This is a genomic window from Winogradskyella thalassocola (assembly GCF_900099995.1).
Classification (GTDB): domain Bacteria; phylum Bacteroidota; class Bacteroidia; order Flavobacteriales; family Flavobacteriaceae; genus Winogradskyella; species Winogradskyella thalassocola.
Genome location: NZ_FNCZ01000003.1, coordinates 112,245 through 128,325 on the forward strand (window position 1 = coordinate 112,245; position 16,081 = coordinate 128,325).

The window sequence follows — 16,081 nt, forward strand, 5'->3', positions numbered from 1 at the left end:
CATGTATAACTTCTAATTATGGAAATTAAAGAACATATAGATCCCGAAGCCGCTTCAAAAGAATGGTTGTCTGGTATTGTGGAATTAGGGGAACAGTTAGCAGCGAACGGCATTGCCCATGACCAGAACGCTACTTTTGTTGCCGATAATTATGACTTGTTAAAAACAAACGGCTATTTAACGGCCATGATTCCTAAAGCATTGGGTGGAGGTGGAGTTCCTTTTGAGGAGATGTGTAACATATTGAAGACCATTGCACATTATTGCCCATCTACCGCATTGGCACTTTCCATGCATCATCATCTTCTAGCTGCCAATATATGGAAATACAAACACCATGGCACTGGAGATACATTTCTAAAAGAGGTGGTTAGAAACAATTTGGTATTGGTGAGCACAGGGGCACGTGATTGGCTTGATTCTAATGGGACTATGATAAAAACGGATACAGGCTATTTGGTTTCAGGTCGGAAGCAATTTGCAAGCCAATCTGCAACAGGGGATGTTTTGGTGACCAGCATGCCTTATAATGACCCGGAACAAGGTTGGCAAGTCTTACACTTTACAGTTGCTATGCATACTGAAGGCATACAGTTATTAGATGATTGGTATACGCTAGGTATGCGTGGTACAGGTTCGCAGACTGTTACTCTCGACAATGTGTTTATTCCCAGTGAAGCTATTGTGATGAAAAGACTGAAAGGGGAATTTCCAATGTTTTGGAATGCCGTCCTTACCGTTGCATTACCATTAACTATGGCACCTTATATTGGTATCGCTGAGAAAGCGATGATGATTACTCTTGAAACGTTAAAGGTAAAGCAGCGTAAATCCCCTCATATTCCTATTATGCTGGGTGATATGCACAATAGCCTTACATTGGCAAAAGTGCTACACAAGGATATGATTGCCATCACCAATAATTTAGATTTTCAGCCTCAAACTAAAATGGGTGTTGACATATTAACTAGAAAGACACTGGTTGCTAATGCCTGCAAGGACACGGTGGCTAAAGCTATGGGCATTGTAGGCGGTCAAAGTTTTTATAAAAAGCATCACCTTGAACGCCTTTTCCGAGATGTACAAGCCGCAAGTTTTCATACCTTGCCCGAAAAGGAGCAGCAGCATATTACCGGAGAATTTTTATTGAAACATTAAAATTAGCACTGCTTTTTGGGAGTCGCGCTGTACTAACACATGGTTGTATACCGTTGTTTACTTCATTAATTCTATTTGAAATTTAGTGGCTATAAATGCCATCTTTACACCTCTAAGATCAAATTCTGTTTCATTGGTCTCAATTAGCTCATTTATATAATCTGTTTGCGTTGCGATATTGTCGTGATCTCTTAGGAAAATTTGATGTTTTAAAAGAATTAAATGAGATGTGATATCTTCTACAACTGTTACATTACTTTCTTCTAAAGCGTCGTCAATTGTACTTTTAATCTTCGTATCGTTGTCTGATAATTCATCAAACAGATAGGCATTTGCTAAATCGGATTTAGACATGGTTTCATAATCATTTTCAGCAGACATATCTTTGCGATACGTCATTTTATTGTCATTTAGAAAATACCATCTGGTATAGGAATCATTTTCAGTTTTTATCTCTTTTTCAAATTTTCGTTCTTTTGTACTCCAATTTGTAAATGCAATTAAAAGCTCAGTTCCATCATCTTTTTTTAAGATGGCCATTTTGATTACATAATTTCTGTCACCAGGTTTTTCAATCTCAATTTCTAAAGGAGTATCTACAGAAACATACGTTTTTATAGCTTTTAGTATTGTTGATACCTCTTCTGGACTTGCCGTTGGAAATAGATTCTCTCTTAAGAATAAATCGATATATAGATAATGTGTCAAATAAAAGTCATCCATTTTTAGATAGTTGGCTTCTTTAAGATGCTCTGATTTTATTTTGATGTTTTCAGATTGCGAATATCCAATGGTAGTGGCTAAGATGAGTAGTAAAATTATAAGTCCTTTTTTGTGCATATGAAGTGTTCTATTTATGTGTCTTTTGTTTTGTGTATGTAATGTTATTGGGATCTGCACCTAATATTTAAATGTTTAGTCTATACGGATTATCAGTGCCATATCCCTTCAGGAATTAGCTTTTCCTGTACTATTTCTACTAGGAGACTGTCTGGACCTCTAATAAAAAAACTTTTCATACCATGAATAGAATCTATTTTTATATCATGAACAATATCTAGCCCATCAGATCTCATTTTAGTCATTAGAAGTTCAATATTTTCAGTAGAGAAACCAATATGATCAATTGCGCTACCATCAGTAGGTTTCATTTCTTTGTTAGACCACCATGATTCTTCCTCAACGGGTTTACCAAATACAATGATATTAATATTATTGATGATTAATAAATTCCATTTCCACCGCAGCTCGTTATTCTGCCATTGCTTTGCTTCTTCATATTCTGGAATGAAGCCAAGATGGGATTCAAACCAGTTCATCGTTTTATCAACATCAGTTGATAGTAAATGTATGTGTTCAAATCTATGGTTTTTATTTCCTGTGTATACCTCTATAACTTCTTTTTCTGGACCAAGAAAGTACATCCAAAAATTATCACCAAGCGGTGTAATGTCGGTATGTATTGCTATTCCCTCATTGACTCTCCAATCAAACTCAGATTGACCATCTACACCAGACCACCCCATATGCCATAAACTAGAGCCCAAATGTGTTGATGGTGCCGTATCGACAAGATTCATTAGTAAAAACGATTTTTCCGTAAAAAGAGCATCCACGCGATCTCGATATTTTACTTGAGTTGCACCAAAGTATTTTTGATAATATGCCATAGTTGAATCTCTGTCTGTGACATTTAGATGAACATGATGGAAATTGACTTTACTCAATTTCTCAGTCTCTTCGGGTTTTTCAGGTTGCTGTTTACATCCAACAATTTGAAATATTAGAACAGTGAAGACCATCAAGGTCGTTCTATATTTTATAGCATGCAACGTATTTGGATTCATTTTTTTTAATTGGTGCTAATGGTTTCGTATATGGTTTACTTGGTCTGTTCGCTACGCTCGGGTGTGGTGTGGTTGGGCCTCTAAGTTAGTAAATAAGTCACAGATAGAATATTCCGTAGGACTGTTCGTAAATAGGCAATGACCTAGCCCTTAATTGTCGGTGTTGGATGTCGTATTATTTTCGTGTATTAATCTTTCAATGTTTTGAATATATAATTTTTTTATATTTTCTCTTGCATATGCTTTTGCGACCTCATATTTTTCAATACTTGGTTCGTAATATTTTTCTATTTTATTGTGCTTTGTATTGAGTTTATAATTTATGTAATGTTCGGTTAATTTATAGTACTCAACGCTATTTGGATGCCAGTGTTCTGAATTATAGGTTTCCATTAACGTTTTATAAAAATCATCATCAATAGTATTATCTGTCTTCCTAAAATACCAAATTAAAAAGTCGTTAACTGCACCTAAGGTAATTTCTGTTTTTAGATAATGCTCATACGTATTCTCACTAACATCTTGGTCTAGATCAAAATCCTTAAGAAACGAATCCCTTATTTTACTCACATTTTTCCAAGCCTCCTCTTTTGTGATATCTAAAAACTCGCGATTATTATCAATATAACCTTTCCTGTAATCAACATTTCGATAATATTTTCTTAGTTGGTTGAGTTTTTTACTGTTGTATACAATAGAACTATCATTTAGTTTAGAGTCCCAATGTTTAATTATATAATTAGAGTTGTTTTCAAGATAAAGGGTTGGTGTTTCTGCGAGAAAGTTTGCACAAAATGAATAATAGAATATTTCTGGGGAATCTTTAAAAACTTGATAAGTATTAGGGGGTTTATTGTGATTAGTTATACTCACCAGTTTGGGGTACGTATCTTTAACTTCAAATGAAAATTCTCCTTTATCATTTACTACAGCAATGTCTAGAATATAATTTTTATCTAAGTAGTCAAAGTGTTGAAACTTTTTCAAGAACATGGTGTCGCCAATAAGCTCCAAATTTGTGCCTGAAATTGTGTGTTTATCCTTTTTTTTATTTTGACAATTAAATAAAAGGGTTGCTAAAATTAGCACTACAAGTTTCTTCATATTTATGATTTCAGATGACATCGAACGTTTCGTATTCGCATAGTTGTGGATTACTATCTAAGGCTGTTCCCGAAGGAAAAATCAGATGTACTAAGCGTGCAACTATCTTTGGTTAAGCACTAAAGTAGTAATTATTTTTATACCTTGTTACCAGACGTTTTTATTCTGTAATTGTTTTAATTCAGTTTTTTATGTTCTAAAATGTCAAATCCGAAAACACCTTTACGTATTTCAAGTTCAACAGTAATAATTTGCTAGTATAACGATTGAGTAAACTATAAAGCCAAACCCGATTATATAATACATAATAGCATATAGATAAAGTTTAATTCCACTATAATCATAAGGTTTTTCGTTGTTTTTGAGTCATTCTTCAAATGTTTATTATTAAGAATAGTTTTGGGGTAATGTTGGAGGGTTTTCAGATGGAAGAAATTGAGGTAACATATACCGCGCATTTTTGGGCTACGTTTAGCTTACCACCTCCAACAGATTACTATAAAAAGAGTATTAAAGAATTAGAGGCCAATTTTGGGATTCCTATTGAAACCCAGTTTGAATTGGTGAACAAGTAATTCATTGTTTGTTCTTTTATTTCTAAAACGTTGTGATGCGTTCTATGACTTACACTTTGTTTTTTGACTCAAAATTAGCGCATCAATCACAGCTTAAATATTTCTCAATTTTTTTTAACCTAGGTCAGAACCTAGGACATAGATGAGGTAGTGCGATGCAATGAATGTTGTTTAGTCAAAAATATGTGGCTCGTAATCTTTCCACCATTTTTCGATGTCAATTTTAGGTTTTCGACATATATAGAGTGGTATTCCATTTTCTTCGCCTATAGCATATTTATGGGTTATGATTTTGACGAGCTGAACGTCTTCGAATACAGATTCTACGGATGGCTTTTCGTTACCTAAACTAATCCAAACGTCTGCATCTTTATTGCCGTAACCCCAGGTCCAAAAACTGCCGTGTCTGCTTATTGGGTTTGGAAGGTTGTATTGATGTCCTAGAATTTTGAGTGCGCCAGCCTCTCCGTAGTTTTCAGCCCAAAGCACACAATTGTTTTGTTCTTTTGCAGACAAGGATTGATAAACACTATCAACCAATTTTACTTGTTCTTCCCAACCAAACATATCCGCATAGTCTCCTGTTAATTCCACGCGTCCATTTAGCTCTTCTTTTTGAGCATATTTAACGTAGCTATCAATGGGCAAGATGGGTGTAAGTTCTGGAATAAAATATATTGAAGGCAGTAAAGTAACTATGGCGATGGCGTATACCCAAAATGGTTTTTTAACCAATAAGGCTTCAATTTTAACCGCACCAGCTGCAAAAAGAACCGGATACATAGCAAACACGTAGTAGGCTTTAGATTGAAGTAACCACATGGTTGTAAAAATAACCACGACTGCGATACCTACGGCTCTGTATTTTTTTAAGTTTTTACCTGCGATTAAAGCGAAGACCCCGAAGAGACTAATGATTAGTGTAAACGGGTAGTCTAATTGAGCCAAACCAAATTCCATTGGATTGATATCGTCTAACTGACTTTTATTAAGCGCTTGCAGGTGTTGCAAAAGTGGCACATCATTTTGTAGTTGCCAAATTATATTAGGTAAGGCTATCAGTAGTGCCATTACTGCCGAAATGTAAAGCCATTTGTTTTTAAATACCTTTCCTTTTTCATAGAAAAACAAACCAATAAATAATCCAAAAGCCCAAACTAATATGGTGTATTTGTTCATTAATCCTAAACCTAAAGTGATTCCTAAAAGCATCAGGAAATTTTTGTTTTGAGTGTTTATAAACTTAATCACAAAATAAAAACCTAAGGTCCAGAATAATTGATTGAATGCCACAGGTTGGAATAAGGTGTGATTTCGATAAAAAGGAAGAAATGCCAAAATGCAGATGCCTGCTAATACAATAGCCTTAGATTTTCCACCAAGTTCTTTTACCATTAAACCACATAACACCAAAATCGTAACACCAGCAAGTGTTGGAAAAAGACGCACTCCTAGTAATGAATAATCAAAAAGCAGATAGGCCATTTTTCCTATGAAGGCGATAAATGGTGGGAATTCCATATAGCCCCAATCTAAATGTTCACTAGCCGATAAGTGTAGTAATTCATCACGATGGAAGCCATAATTTTTATTTCCAAACCATTGAATTGTGAGTTTAACAATCGATAACACTAGAAGTATTGGTAGATATTTTTTCATTGATTGATTGATTGATTGATTGATTGATTGATTGATTGATTGATTGATTGATTGATTGATTGATTGATTGATTGATTGATTGATTGATTGATTGATGCGGTTAACTATAGTCCGATGTCTCTGTGTTTACAGTCCTTATCAGCAGGTATAACATAGTGCATCTTGTATTTCTGGTTGAAAATGATATTCCAAAGCATAACTCTTACTAGTTGTTGTATCGTTACTATGTTTTAAGTTTTTGAGACTTGGTAAGTCAATTGGGTTCTTAAGGAAAGCATTCAGATTCAGATTTTTAAAATAGAGTTCTTTTTCAGCTTTATCGGGTTCTGGAAGTAATTCGAACCGATCTGATGGCGTTGAATTCAATTTGTTTTCATTCGCGTTATTGCAACTAAGACCAACCAAAAGTAATAGTATTATGCCTTTAAATTTCATTTATTCTGTAAACGGACTATTATGATTAAGCACCTAATTTAGCAAATAAAAACCGAATTAATCCAAGCATAGCTAACTAGCAACACAACACAGTGCTATATGTTATTTCTGTACACCAACAGAACCATTAGGAGAGGGGAGAAGCTCATAAATAAAATCAGGGTGAATATTAGTTTCATCACGATGTGCCACAAACAAAATACTGGTCTCACTTTCCTTAGCTATTTTGTTTATTAATGCAGAAATAAGCGCTCTACCTTCATCATCTACATTAATTAAAGGTTCATCTAAGATTAGCAAAGGCGGATGCTTAATCATCGCTCTTGCTATTAATATTAAGCGTTGAACAGCTGGTGATAACTTAAGAAAAGAGGTATTCTTTTCTTGACTTAAATTTAAGACGTCCATCCACTGCGCAGCCGTATGTATTTGTAAGGTAGATGGGGTTTGGTATAAGCCCACACTATCAAAAAATCCTGAAAGAATCATGTGTTCTACGGTATGGCTTCGTTTAAATAATTCTAGCATCGCAGGACTGATATAGCCAATCTTCTGTTTGATATCCCAAACACTTTCACCAGAACCTTTTTTCTTCCCAAAGAGATATAGGTCCTGACCATAAGCCTTAGTATTGTTTCCATAAATCATGGATAATAAGGTCGTTTTACCAGAGCCATTAGGACCTATTAAATGCCAAAATTCTTTTTTCTTAATAGTCCAGTTGATATCTTTTAGAATGGAATGATCCTCATAATTCACATTTACATTCTTAAGCTCCACAAGCACTTCTGGAATATTGGTGTACGTTGTTATTGCCGGTGGAATGTCTTTCTCAAAAACAAACTCACGTTTTTTAAACGTATAGTCTTCAATGGGGACCACGGCTTTAAGCTTGTCTTTTTCAAAGGTAATGGCGTGGGTGATTACGGGTAAGAGATCCTCTTGCCTGTTAAAAACAAATACAATTGGCATGTCTTTAGACAATGCCATTAATTGCTGTTTTAATTCAGATACAGACGCTTTGTCTAAGGTTTCATAAGGATTATTTAAGACTATAAAATCTGGGTTTTGTTGCAGTAGATAAGATAGCAATGCTTTTTTTTGCTCACCCGTAGATAAGGTTCTCAAGCTTCTGTTTAGTCCCGATGTGAGCTCAAAATTATCGTGTTTTTCTTCTTCTTCAATACATTCTTCTAAGGTAGCATTTGAAAATAACAGCCCTCGTTTGCCTTCTAATCCTGGTAGTTTATAGGAGCCATCAAGTAAGCCTGATAACCAGTGCGCTAGTGGTGAATGCGCTGTGTCTTCAATGGCGTAATGCTGATGTGATGGTTTCATTTGGGTTTGATTTGGAAGGTATTGTGTGTGGTACTGATTCTTACGGTTTTTTGTGTGATTTTATGACGTGTATAGACACCCAATTTAGCAAATAAAAACGTAATAGAACATCCGCTAGAATTTTTGTTAGTAGGCCAAATCGAAGCCTTTAACTATTCATGACTTAAGGTCATACGCCCGTATTACTATTCTGGCTATTAGTGTTATTCCTGAATTCATGATTCCAGTTAGGCTATAACCTGTATTATAATATTTTGTATATTGCTGTATTGTAGGTGTTTAACTTAAAATATGATGTTATGGCACAACAGACTGGAATTGTCCCTTTAGTTGGGACGCTAAATGGTATTAATTTTTATTATTTGAATGGCAAGCCCATTGCACGAAAAGCGGGTGGTGGATTTACTAGAAAAGCAATAAAGCGCAAGGCTAGTATGCAGCGTGTGCGCGAAAATGCGAATGAGTTTGGCCATTGCTCTGCGGTGAATAAAGCGTTTAGATCTGCATTGTATCCGTTTTATAAGGGTCACAAATTCACCCATTTTCATAGTCGTTTGATGGGCTTGTTTACGCGTCTAAAAGCCTTAGATACGACGCATAAACGAGGGGAACGCCGTGTTGCTGATGGGATAGGGCAGGCGCATGGTTTGCAATTGTTGGAACAGTTTAGCTATACGCCAGCGTGTGCTGTACCGCAAGTTTTACCATTTGGGTTAGAAGTTTCTAGTGATCATTTGGCTTTAACCATTACCGATTTTGATATTGGACAAGTAGGCTTTGTGGCTGATGCTACCCATATTGCACTAACGTATGGCGTGTTGGATTTTGATTTTGATGGCTTGGATTATGCGCTACATACGGCTCCTCCTTTGGTTTTAGATCGTTCTTATGCTGGGTCTGCGTTGACTTTAGAGCCTGATACTTTGCCTAGTAGTCTTGGCACTGTACTTTGTGTGCTTGGTGTGCGGTTTTATCAAGAGATTGATGGGGCGTTGTATGTTATAAATGAAAAAGATAGTGTTGGTATTGCGGTTTTGAAATGTGTCTAGGGACTTGGACGGTTGCGATTGTGTTTTTCATAATGTTGATTCGATTATTCCTTTAAGATTAAATGAGAACATCTTTATTAATTGCTTCAAGATAATCTTTTACATAACTATCGATCGTCGCTTTGCTAGATAAGTTTTTACCACGTAAGGTCATTATGATAATGTATTTATCTTTATAGGTGGCATGGTACTTACTTATAGCCATTGTTGGCATTAGTATTTTATTTATCAATACTCTGTATGTCTTTAATCAATCTTTCAGAACCTAAAGCTGATTTTGCCTTTTGATACATAAAAGACTCATTTCTATTACCAATTAAGAGGTCTGCTGCAATTAGGCCATACGCTAATGAACCTTTTGCACCAATACCAGACATTCCTCCGACAAGTAAAAAAATTGAATCAATGTCTGTTCCGTTTTTCAATGCGTGACTTACGTATGGTATTTCAGATTCCGTTAATGAATATACACAAGAATAGCCATTGGCAAATTCCAAATCAGAGGATTTTATTGGTAAATTGAGTTTAGCCAAATAATCCGCTGTATTTTCTTTACTCCACTGAATTTCTTGCTCGGTTAATTGCATTTCCCACACTTCATCTAAATCCTTAATTTCTGTCCTTAAAAAATGCCCTCCAACTTTTAACAAAGGTCTTTGGTCACTGTCAAACTTCTCAATCATAGAATAAAATATTTCAGAGTTTAGATATGCAACTGGGTAGGACTCTCTAATCCTATTTTTTTCTTCGAGAGTTAATTCATCATACTTGCCTGAATCAATTTTTAGGAATGAAAGAAATAGTCGTTTAGGAATAATTAAACTACTAAAATATGGTGCTATATCTTTTACTAATGTTCCATTATATGGGCCAGCAGCAGCAACTATTTTTTTACTTAAAATAGTTTTATTAATTCCGGTTTTAGTATCGCTATTGGTAATCTTATAGATTCCATCCTCCTTTTTTAGGTCAGTTACTTTTTGATTGTATTGTACTCGATTTCCAGATTTTTTTATTCTTTGATGAAGTTTTTTAATTAACACTTTCGGATTAAGGGTGCCAGTATATTGCTTATATACACAAATAACAATAGTAGTATCTGAAATTTTCATTTCAAATTTTTCTTCTGCTTCCTCTTTAGTTGATGCATATTCATATTTAACTAATTGTCCATCAACCAAATTTTCAATGTCATTTAATTGTGATTGAGTATAGATATTCGTAACTGGTGAAGTAGTGTAAATATCTTGCATTGAATATAATTCTTTTAACTCTCCTTTATTGAGAAAATCAATCAAATGTTCAGTTTCCTTTACAGAGGTTTGTTTTAGAAATGAGAAAACATCGGATCAAGTGCAACGCTTTTTTCAGCGTTGCATACTTTTCATTTTCATGCGGGAGCTCATTCAAGATATCCATAGGCTTTCTTAAAAGACATATTTTTATTAATTTCAGTTTCTGACGTTTCCAATCTATTAAAAATGCATCTTGATATACATTTTTTTTTGCTTTATCAGAAAAAATCCAGTCTTATCATTTTCTAAATTAAAAACATTCAACACTTAGATAATTTTGCTTTTTAATTTAAAAATAATAGCAAATGAAATTATATATAAGTCTTGTAGTTGGATTACTGTTTATGACTTCACAGGCTCAAGAAACATTCACGCTAAGTGGATATCTTAAAGATGCAATGTCTGGAGAAAGTTTATGGGGAGCAAACATTATTTTAGGTCCAACCACTGGAACGGTAACTAATGAATATGGTTTTTATTCTATAACCTTAGAAAAAGGAACATATACAGTAACCTTCTCTTCATTAGGGCATAAGACAATTACCAAGGAGATTGTTTTAGATCAAAATCTAAAGTTAAATTTTGATCTCGTTGAAGATGTAAATACTATGGACGAAATTGTAGTTACCTCTACTAAAGCAAATAGAGCAGTAAAATCTACAGAAATGAGCGTATCTACCATAAAAGCTGAGACAATCAAGAAGTTACCTACAGGAATGGGAGAAGTAGATATCTTGAAATCTATTCAGTTATTGCCTGGGGTTTCAAGCGTGAATGAAGGATCGTCAGGTTTTAATGTGCGAGGAGGCTCTACAGACCAAAATTTAGTTCTTTTAGATGAAGCAACAATTTATAATGCGTCGCATTTATTAGGTTTCTTTTCAGTATTTAATGCAGATGCGATTAAAGATGTAAAATTATATAAAGGAGGAATTCCATCCTTATACGGGGGACGCTTGTCTTCCGTTTTGGATATTAGACAAAGAGAAGGAAATTTAAAAGAGTTTAAAGGCGAATTAGGAATTGGGCTTATATCAAGTAGAGCCTTATTACAAGGACCTATAAACAAAGGCGATAATGAAGAAGGAAAAGGAAGTTACCTTATCGCAGGAAGACGTTCGTATATAGATGTTTTCGCGCCACTTTCCGAAGACTTAGAAGATACAAAACTGTATTTCTATGATATGAATTTAAAAATGAATTACAACCTAAACGATACCAATCGCTTATACCTTTCGGGCTATTTGGGAAAAGATAGGTTTGCTATAGAAGACGTATTTGGAAATACTTATGGAAATACATCTGCTACCTTACGATGGACAAGCCAATTAAGCGATAAACTGTTTTTTCAAACTTCAGCAATTTATAGCGATTATGATTATGAAGTAGAACTACTTACGTCTGGATCTGAATTTAGCTGGAAATCTAGTATTCTTAACTACAATTTAAAACCTAGATTGCGTTGGTATGTAAGTCCAGGAAATACCTTAACTTCAGGAGTAGATTTTACATACTATAATTTTAACCCTGGAGAGATTGCACCAATTAACAATTCTTCTACTACAGCAGAAAAGTTTCAGGAAAAATTTGCTATTGAAATAGCGCCATATCTGGATTTCGAAACTAAAATATCCGATAATTTAAGTTTACATTATGGCCTTCGCTGGTCTAATTTTCAGCGTATTGGTAAAGAAAATATCGCAACCTATGCAAATGGAACGCCCCTTACGTACAATTCTACGTTAGATTTGTTTGATGAAAATGAAGCCATTGGAGAAACTAGTTATGAATCGGGAGATGTAATTGAAAGCTTCAATAATTTAGAGCCGCGTGCATCGCTTCGGTATTTGCTGAATGAAACAACTTCACTAAAAGCAAGTTATAATAGAAACTATCAATACCTACATTTAATTTCAAATACCACTTCGGCAACTCCGTTGGATATCTGGGCGCCTAGTGGACCGTACCTGAAACCACAATCGTCAGATCAATATGCAGTAGGTTTGTTTAAAACATTAAAAAACAATGACTACGACTTCAGCGTAGAAGCGTATTATAAAGATTTAAGAAATATAACCGATTTTGTAGATGGCGCAGATTTACTGTTTCAGGAAAATATTGAAACACAAGTTGTGCAAGGAAATGGACGCGCCTATGGGTTAGAGCTTCAGTTTAATAAAAATGTGGGAAAATTAACGGGTTGGTTAAGTTATACTTTAGCTCGTTCTGAAAGAAAAGTGATAGGAATTAATAATAACGAATATTATCCTTCCAATAACGATCAGACTCATGAGTTAAGTCTTACAGGAATCTATAAATTTAATAATCGCTGGGATTTTGGAGGAAACTTTGTGTACGGTTCAGGAAAACCAGTGACCTATCCTACAGGCAAATTTGAACAAAACGGTTTGCTTGTTGCCGATTATGATGGCAGAAATGGTGATAGGTTGCCCGCTTTTCATCGCTTGGACCTTTCAGCAACATTAAATCCTAAAGAAGGAAAGAATGGCACCTGGATATTTAGTCTTGGAAATGTATATAATAGAAAAAATGCATCGACCATCTTTTTTAGAGAGCGTACAGAAGAAATGAACAATATAGATGTACCAACAGGACAAACCGAAGCAAGTAAATTCTCTTTTCTAGGAATTGTACCATCTATTACCTATGAATTCAAATTTTAATACCAAACTATATGAAAACAATCACAAAACAATATAAGCTTATCGTATTCTTGTGTATTAGCATCCTTACAATTTCCTGTGAGACCGATGTTACTGATGATATTACCATAGCCGAATCGACCCCAAAACTGGTAATTAATGGTGGTTTAGAACGAAATATAACAAGTCCATTGGCAACACAACAAATAAGGCTTACTACTACGATTAATTTTTTATCTAATGAACCCAATCCGCCAGTTACAGATGCAACTGTATCTATAACTGATGGAACAGAGACGTGGGTTTTTAGTCATCAGGGAGATGGGTATTATGCCAATGCAATGATGCCCGTGCTAGATAAAACATACACGATTACTATTGAATGGAATGGAGAAACGTATGAAGGAGCAGACCCGTTAAATGAAGCGCCTACATTCACCAATTTTTATACTGAATTTGAAGAAGAAACTATTTTCTTTACAGGTGGTTATTTTATAAAATTCGACTCTCAGGATCCAGCAGACATTGAAAATTATTATTATTACAGAGTCGTAAAAGATGGTGAGTATTTTATTATTCCCGATGCAGGAAATTCATTCAATTTAATAACTTCCGATAAGTTTTTTGATGGGCAAATGCGCTCGGGAGTAACTCTTAACAGGGAAATAACTTTTGAGCCAGGAGAATTAGCAACGGGGCAACAATTAGGTATATCAGAAGAATATTTTGACTATCTTTTCGAACTTTTCACTCAAACGGGTAGTTCAGGAGGTTTTGGTGGGAATCCTCCCCCAGCAACCATTCGAAGTAATGTGATTAACCTAACCACCCCAAGTAATAGAGCAGTAGGCTATTTCTACTCGGTAGACGTAGAAGAAGGTTCGGTGGTCGTGGAAGAATAGAAAATGTATCCAAATGAATAGAAAACGATTCTTTTTTTACCTTTTAATAGCTACGCTAGTGTTAGTGGTAAACTTTTTAAAGGATGCTGCAGATGAAACACCGCTTGACCCAGTAAAGTATTTTCCCTACATATGTATTATACTGGCTTTTGCATGGAGTATTTATTACTTGCGTTTTTATTTGGTAAAATTGCCTTTTCTGAATAGTCCTCGCCTAAAAAAGAACAATTATTATAGGTGGGTATGGCTTTGTTTTATTCTTTTAAAGTCATTTATTTTTTCATATGTTGCAGCGACTATTGCTGAGGTCGCGTCCCCAGGGGAAAGGGATGTTTCTATAACAGGCGTATTCTTTTGGGCTACTTTTACAGCTGTATTTTGCATTGTTCTTTTTGTATATATGTTGGAAGCCTTCTTTGAGTCTGAAACCGAAAAACAAGCGTTTACAATGAAACTAAATGAAATTGAAAACGAACGAACCATAGCGCAATATCACGCATTAAAAAATCAATTAAATCCTCATTTCCTATTCAATAGTTTTAATAGCTTATATAGCTTAATGACCATAGATATTGAGAAAGCAGAACATTTCTTACAAGAACTTTCTAATGTGTACCGTTACAATCTAGACCATAGTGAAGAGTTAGTTGTGTCTCTAAAAAATGAGATGAACCTGATTTACTCCTATATGGAATTACAAAGAATTCGCTTTCGCGAAAGCATAAAAATCACATACAATATCAACTCCAACAAGCTCGTTTATTTAGTGCCTCCTATGACGCTTGAGTTGCTAATTGAAAATGCTATAAAACATAACGTTGTAGAGAAAACCAGACCATTAATTATTGAGGTGTATACTGACCATGATGCTGTGGTTGTAAAAAATAATTACCAACCTAGAAAAGATGTTAAGCTCAACACATCATTAGGCATAGGAAATAAGAACTTAATAAATCAATATAAATTAATACACGATAGTATTCCTACTTTTGAAATAATAGACGATGCCTATGTGGCAAGAATCCCTTTAATACAACCGAGTATATGATTGATGCTATAATAATAGAAGATGAAGATATTGCTGCTATCAAACTGCAAAAGATGATTCAGGAATTAGATCAAGAAATTCACATTAAAAAGATCCTGTCATCAGTTAAAGAGTCTGTAGAATACCTATCTGTAAACACCCCAGATTTGATATTCCTAGATATCAATTTATCTGACGGTAATTCTTTTGAGATATTCAACCTAATAAACGACATAAAGTCTAAAATAATATTTACAACAGCATACTCAGAATATGCTATCAAAGCCTTTGAACAAAATAGTATCGATTATTTACTAAAACCCATTCCTAAAGTATCATTGAGGCGTAGTCTGGAAAAACTTAAAAAATATAGCAATCAAAATGCTCCTGACTATACCAAAATCTTCTATCATCCTATAGATACTTATAAAAAACGATTTCTGGTAAAAATGAATAATGTTCTTGTGACGATTGAAGTAGATGATATTGCTTACTTATACTCAGAAGATAAATTAACATTTATCAAAAAAAAGAATAACAAAAGAATTCCTATAGATTACTCTTTAAAAAAATTAGAAGAGATTCTTAATCCTTCACAATTTTATCGAGTAAACAGAAAATATATGGTGCATAGAAAAGCGATTTCAAAAATGTACTATTCCTCAAAATCTAAAATCATTTTACATCTAGACCCCACTACAGATGAAGAACAAGTGCCTGTCGCCATTGAAAAAACAGGCAAATTTAAAAAATGGTTATCCTACTAAACTAAGTACGTTATACTAGAAGCACCAGAGCTAATAGAGTTCTTTTTAAAAAAGTAGTAAACTCACTAATTATACTAATTCCTTTTGCTACTAATTTCAAACCCTTGTAACTGCTTTATCTGTGGGTTCATTAAGTCATCTACGACGTGTTGTGTGTAGAAATACATTCTTCCTTGGTATTGGAAAATATTGAACAGTAGCTTCTGGGAAGAAACCTTTAGAAAAAAGTTTAGATTTAATAAATTCCTTAGGAGTCTCGTTC

The 16,081-nt window shown here is 34.5% G+C and carries 15 protein-coding genes; 7 read left to right on the top strand and 8 right to left on the bottom strand.

The window, feature by feature from the left end; translation table 11 throughout:
* Positions 1–18: 18 nt before the first annotated feature.
* Entirely contained in the window at positions 19–1,158 is a 1,140-nt protein-coding gene (locus BLT80_RS09650; RefSeq protein WP_092467416.1) for an acyl-CoA dehydrogenase family protein, read from the top strand.
* A 57-nt stretch (positions 1,159–1,215) separates the two neighbouring features.
* Here the strand turns inward: BLT80_RS09650 and BLT80_RS09655 are convergent, their stop codons facing one another.
* The 3 genes from BLT80_RS09655 to BLT80_RS09665 all read right to left on the bottom strand — a co-directional run bounded on the left by BLT80_RS09655 (position 1,216) and on the right by BLT80_RS09665 (position 4,109).
* Positions 1,216–1,998: a hypothetical protein gene (locus BLT80_RS09655; protein WP_092467417.1), complete on the bottom strand. Its 783-nt coding sequence runs from the start codon at positions 1,996–1,998 to the stop codon at positions 1,216–1,218.
* Between the two features lie 92 nt (positions 1,999–2,090).
* Entirely contained in the window at positions 2,091–3,005 is a 915-nt protein-coding gene (locus BLT80_RS09660) for a VOC family protein (RefSeq protein WP_092467418.1), read from the bottom strand.
* 150 nt (positions 3,006–3,155) lie between these two features.
* Entirely contained in the window at positions 3,156–4,109 is a 954-nt protein-coding gene (locus BLT80_RS09665) for a hypothetical protein (protein ID WP_092467419.1), read from the bottom strand.
* 377 nt (positions 4,110–4,486) lie between these two features.
* Between BLT80_RS09665 and BLT80_RS09670 the strand changes: the two genes are divergently transcribed.
* Positions 4,487–4,684, top strand: coding sequence for a hypothetical protein (locus BLT80_RS09670; RefSeq protein ID WP_092467420.1), 198 nt, complete (start codon positions 4,487–4,489; stop codon positions 4,682–4,684).
* 171 nt (positions 4,685–4,855) lie between these two features.
* Here BLT80_RS09670 and BLT80_RS09675 read toward each other — a convergent pair whose 3' ends face one another.
* The 3 genes from BLT80_RS09675 to BLT80_RS09685 form a co-directional block, all read right to left on the bottom strand.
* On the bottom strand, positions 4,856–6,343 hold the full coding sequence (locus BLT80_RS09675; protein WP_092467421.1) for an ArnT family glycosyltransferase: 1,488 nt from the start codon (positions 6,341–6,343) through the stop codon (positions 4,856–4,858).
* Positions 6,344–6,481: 138 nt separating this feature from the next.
* A complete protein-coding gene (locus tag BLT80_RS09680) occupies positions 6,482–6,778 on the bottom strand; it encodes a hypothetical protein (protein ID WP_092467422.1) in 297 nt (98 codons plus the stop codon).
* A 102-nt stretch (positions 6,779–6,880) separates the two neighbouring features.
* On the bottom strand, positions 6,881–8,116 hold the full coding sequence (locus BLT80_RS09685) for an ATP-binding cassette domain-containing protein (protein WP_092467423.1): 1,236 nt from the start codon (positions 8,114–8,116) through the stop codon (positions 6,881–6,883).
* A gap of 299 nt (positions 8,117–8,415) precedes the next feature.
* Between BLT80_RS09685 and BLT80_RS09690 the strand changes: the two genes are divergently transcribed.
* A complete protein-coding gene (locus tag BLT80_RS09690) occupies positions 8,416–9,165 on the top strand; it encodes a hypothetical protein (protein ID WP_139181045.1) in 750 nt (249 codons plus the stop codon).
* A 58-nt stretch (positions 9,166–9,223) separates the two neighbouring features.
* Here BLT80_RS09690 and BLT80_RS20070 read toward each other — a convergent pair whose 3' ends face one another.
* Both BLT80_RS20070 and BLT80_RS09695 read right to left on the bottom strand, forming a co-directional pair.
* The gene (locus tag BLT80_RS20070) at positions 9,224–9,379 is read right to left on the bottom strand and encodes a hypothetical protein (RefSeq protein WP_175455583.1); all 156 of its coding nucleotides are present in this window, start codon (positions 9,377–9,379) and stop codon (positions 9,224–9,226) included.
* A 7-nt stretch (positions 9,380–9,386) separates the two neighbouring features.
* Positions 9,387–10,463: an FAD-dependent oxidoreductase gene (locus tag BLT80_RS09695; RefSeq protein WP_092467425.1), complete on the bottom strand. Its 1,077-nt coding sequence runs from the start codon at positions 10,461–10,463 to the stop codon at positions 9,387–9,389.
* 302 nt (positions 10,464–10,765) lie between these two features.
* Between BLT80_RS09695 and BLT80_RS09700 the strand changes: the two genes are divergently transcribed.
* The 4 genes from BLT80_RS09700 to BLT80_RS09715 are packed head-to-tail and all read left to right on the top strand — an operon-like array spanning position 10,766 to position 15,819.
* On the top strand, positions 10,766–13,144 hold the full coding sequence (locus tag BLT80_RS09700; RefSeq protein ID WP_092467426.1) for a TonB-dependent receptor: 2,379 nt from the start codon (positions 10,766–10,768) through the stop codon (positions 13,142–13,144).
* 11 nt (positions 13,145–13,155) lie between these two features.
* Positions 13,156–14,025, top strand: a complete 870-nt coding sequence (locus BLT80_RS09705) for a DUF4249 domain-containing protein (protein ID WP_092467427.1) — start codon at positions 13,156–13,158, stop codon at positions 14,023–14,025.
* Positions 14,026–14,038: 13 nt separating this feature from the next.
* Entirely contained in the window at positions 14,039–15,073 is a 1,035-nt protein-coding gene (locus tag BLT80_RS09710; protein WP_092467428.1) for a sensor histidine kinase, read from the top strand.
* Complete coding sequence (locus BLT80_RS09715) at positions 15,070–15,819, top strand: LytR/AlgR family response regulator transcription factor (protein ID WP_092467429.1); 750 nt, start codon at positions 15,070–15,072, stop codon at positions 15,817–15,819. Before BLT80_RS09710 ends, BLT80_RS09715 begins: the two co-directional genes overlap by 4 nt.
* Positions 15,820–16,081: the final 262 nt, after the last annotated feature.

What these genes read in the sequence shown, in the direction of transcription:
- BLT80_RS20070 (WP_175455583.1), bottom strand. Translation starts at nt 9,379, where the DNA reads ATGCCAACAATGGCTATAAGTAAGTACCATGCCACCTATAAAGATAAA.
- BLT80_RS09655 (WP_092467417.1), bottom strand. Translation starts at nt 1,998, where the DNA reads ATGCACAAAAAAGGACTTATAATTTTACTACTCATCTTAGCCACTACC.
- BLT80_RS09715 (WP_092467429.1), top strand. Translation starts at nt 15,070, where the DNA reads ATGATTGATGCTATAATAATAGAAGATGAAGATATTGCTGCTATCAAA.
- BLT80_RS09710 (WP_092467428.1), top strand. Translation starts at nt 14,039, where the DNA reads ATGAATAGAAAACGATTCTTTTTTTACCTTTTAATAGCTACGCTAGTG.
- BLT80_RS09670 (WP_092467420.1), top strand. Translation starts at nt 4,487, where the DNA reads ATGTTTATTATTAAGAATAGTTTTGGGGTAATGTTGGAGGGTTTTCAG.
- BLT80_RS09650 (WP_092467416.1), top strand. Translation starts at nt 19, where the DNA reads ATGGAAATTAAAGAACATATAGATCCCGAAGCCGCTTCAAAAGAATGG.
- BLT80_RS09685 (WP_092467423.1), bottom strand. Translation starts at nt 8,116, where the DNA reads ATGAAACCATCACATCAGCATTACGCCATTGAAGACACAGCGCATTCA.
- BLT80_RS09675 (WP_092467421.1), bottom strand. Translation starts at nt 6,343, where the DNA reads ATGAAAAAATATCTACCAATACTTCTAGTGTTATCGATTGTTAAACTC.
- BLT80_RS09665 (WP_092467419.1), bottom strand. Translation starts at nt 4,109, where the DNA reads ATGAAGAAACTTGTAGTGCTAATTTTAGCAACCCTTTTATTTAATTGT.
- BLT80_RS09700 (WP_092467426.1), top strand. Translation starts at nt 10,766, where the DNA reads ATGAAATTATATATAAGTCTTGTAGTTGGATTACTGTTTATGACTTCA.
- BLT80_RS09690 (WP_139181045.1), top strand. Translation starts at nt 8,416, where the DNA reads ATGGCACAACAGACTGGAATTGTCCCTTTAGTTGGGACGCTAAATGGT.
- BLT80_RS09705 (WP_092467427.1), top strand. Translation starts at nt 13,156, where the DNA reads ATGAAAACAATCACAAAACAATATAAGCTTATCGTATTCTTGTGTATT.
- BLT80_RS09660 (WP_092467418.1), bottom strand. Translation starts at nt 3,005, where the DNA reads ATGAATCCAAATACGTTGCATGCTATAAAATATAGAACGACCTTGATG.
- BLT80_RS09680 (WP_092467422.1), bottom strand. Translation starts at nt 6,778, where the DNA reads ATGAAATTTAAAGGCATAATACTATTACTTTTGGTTGGTCTTAGTTGC.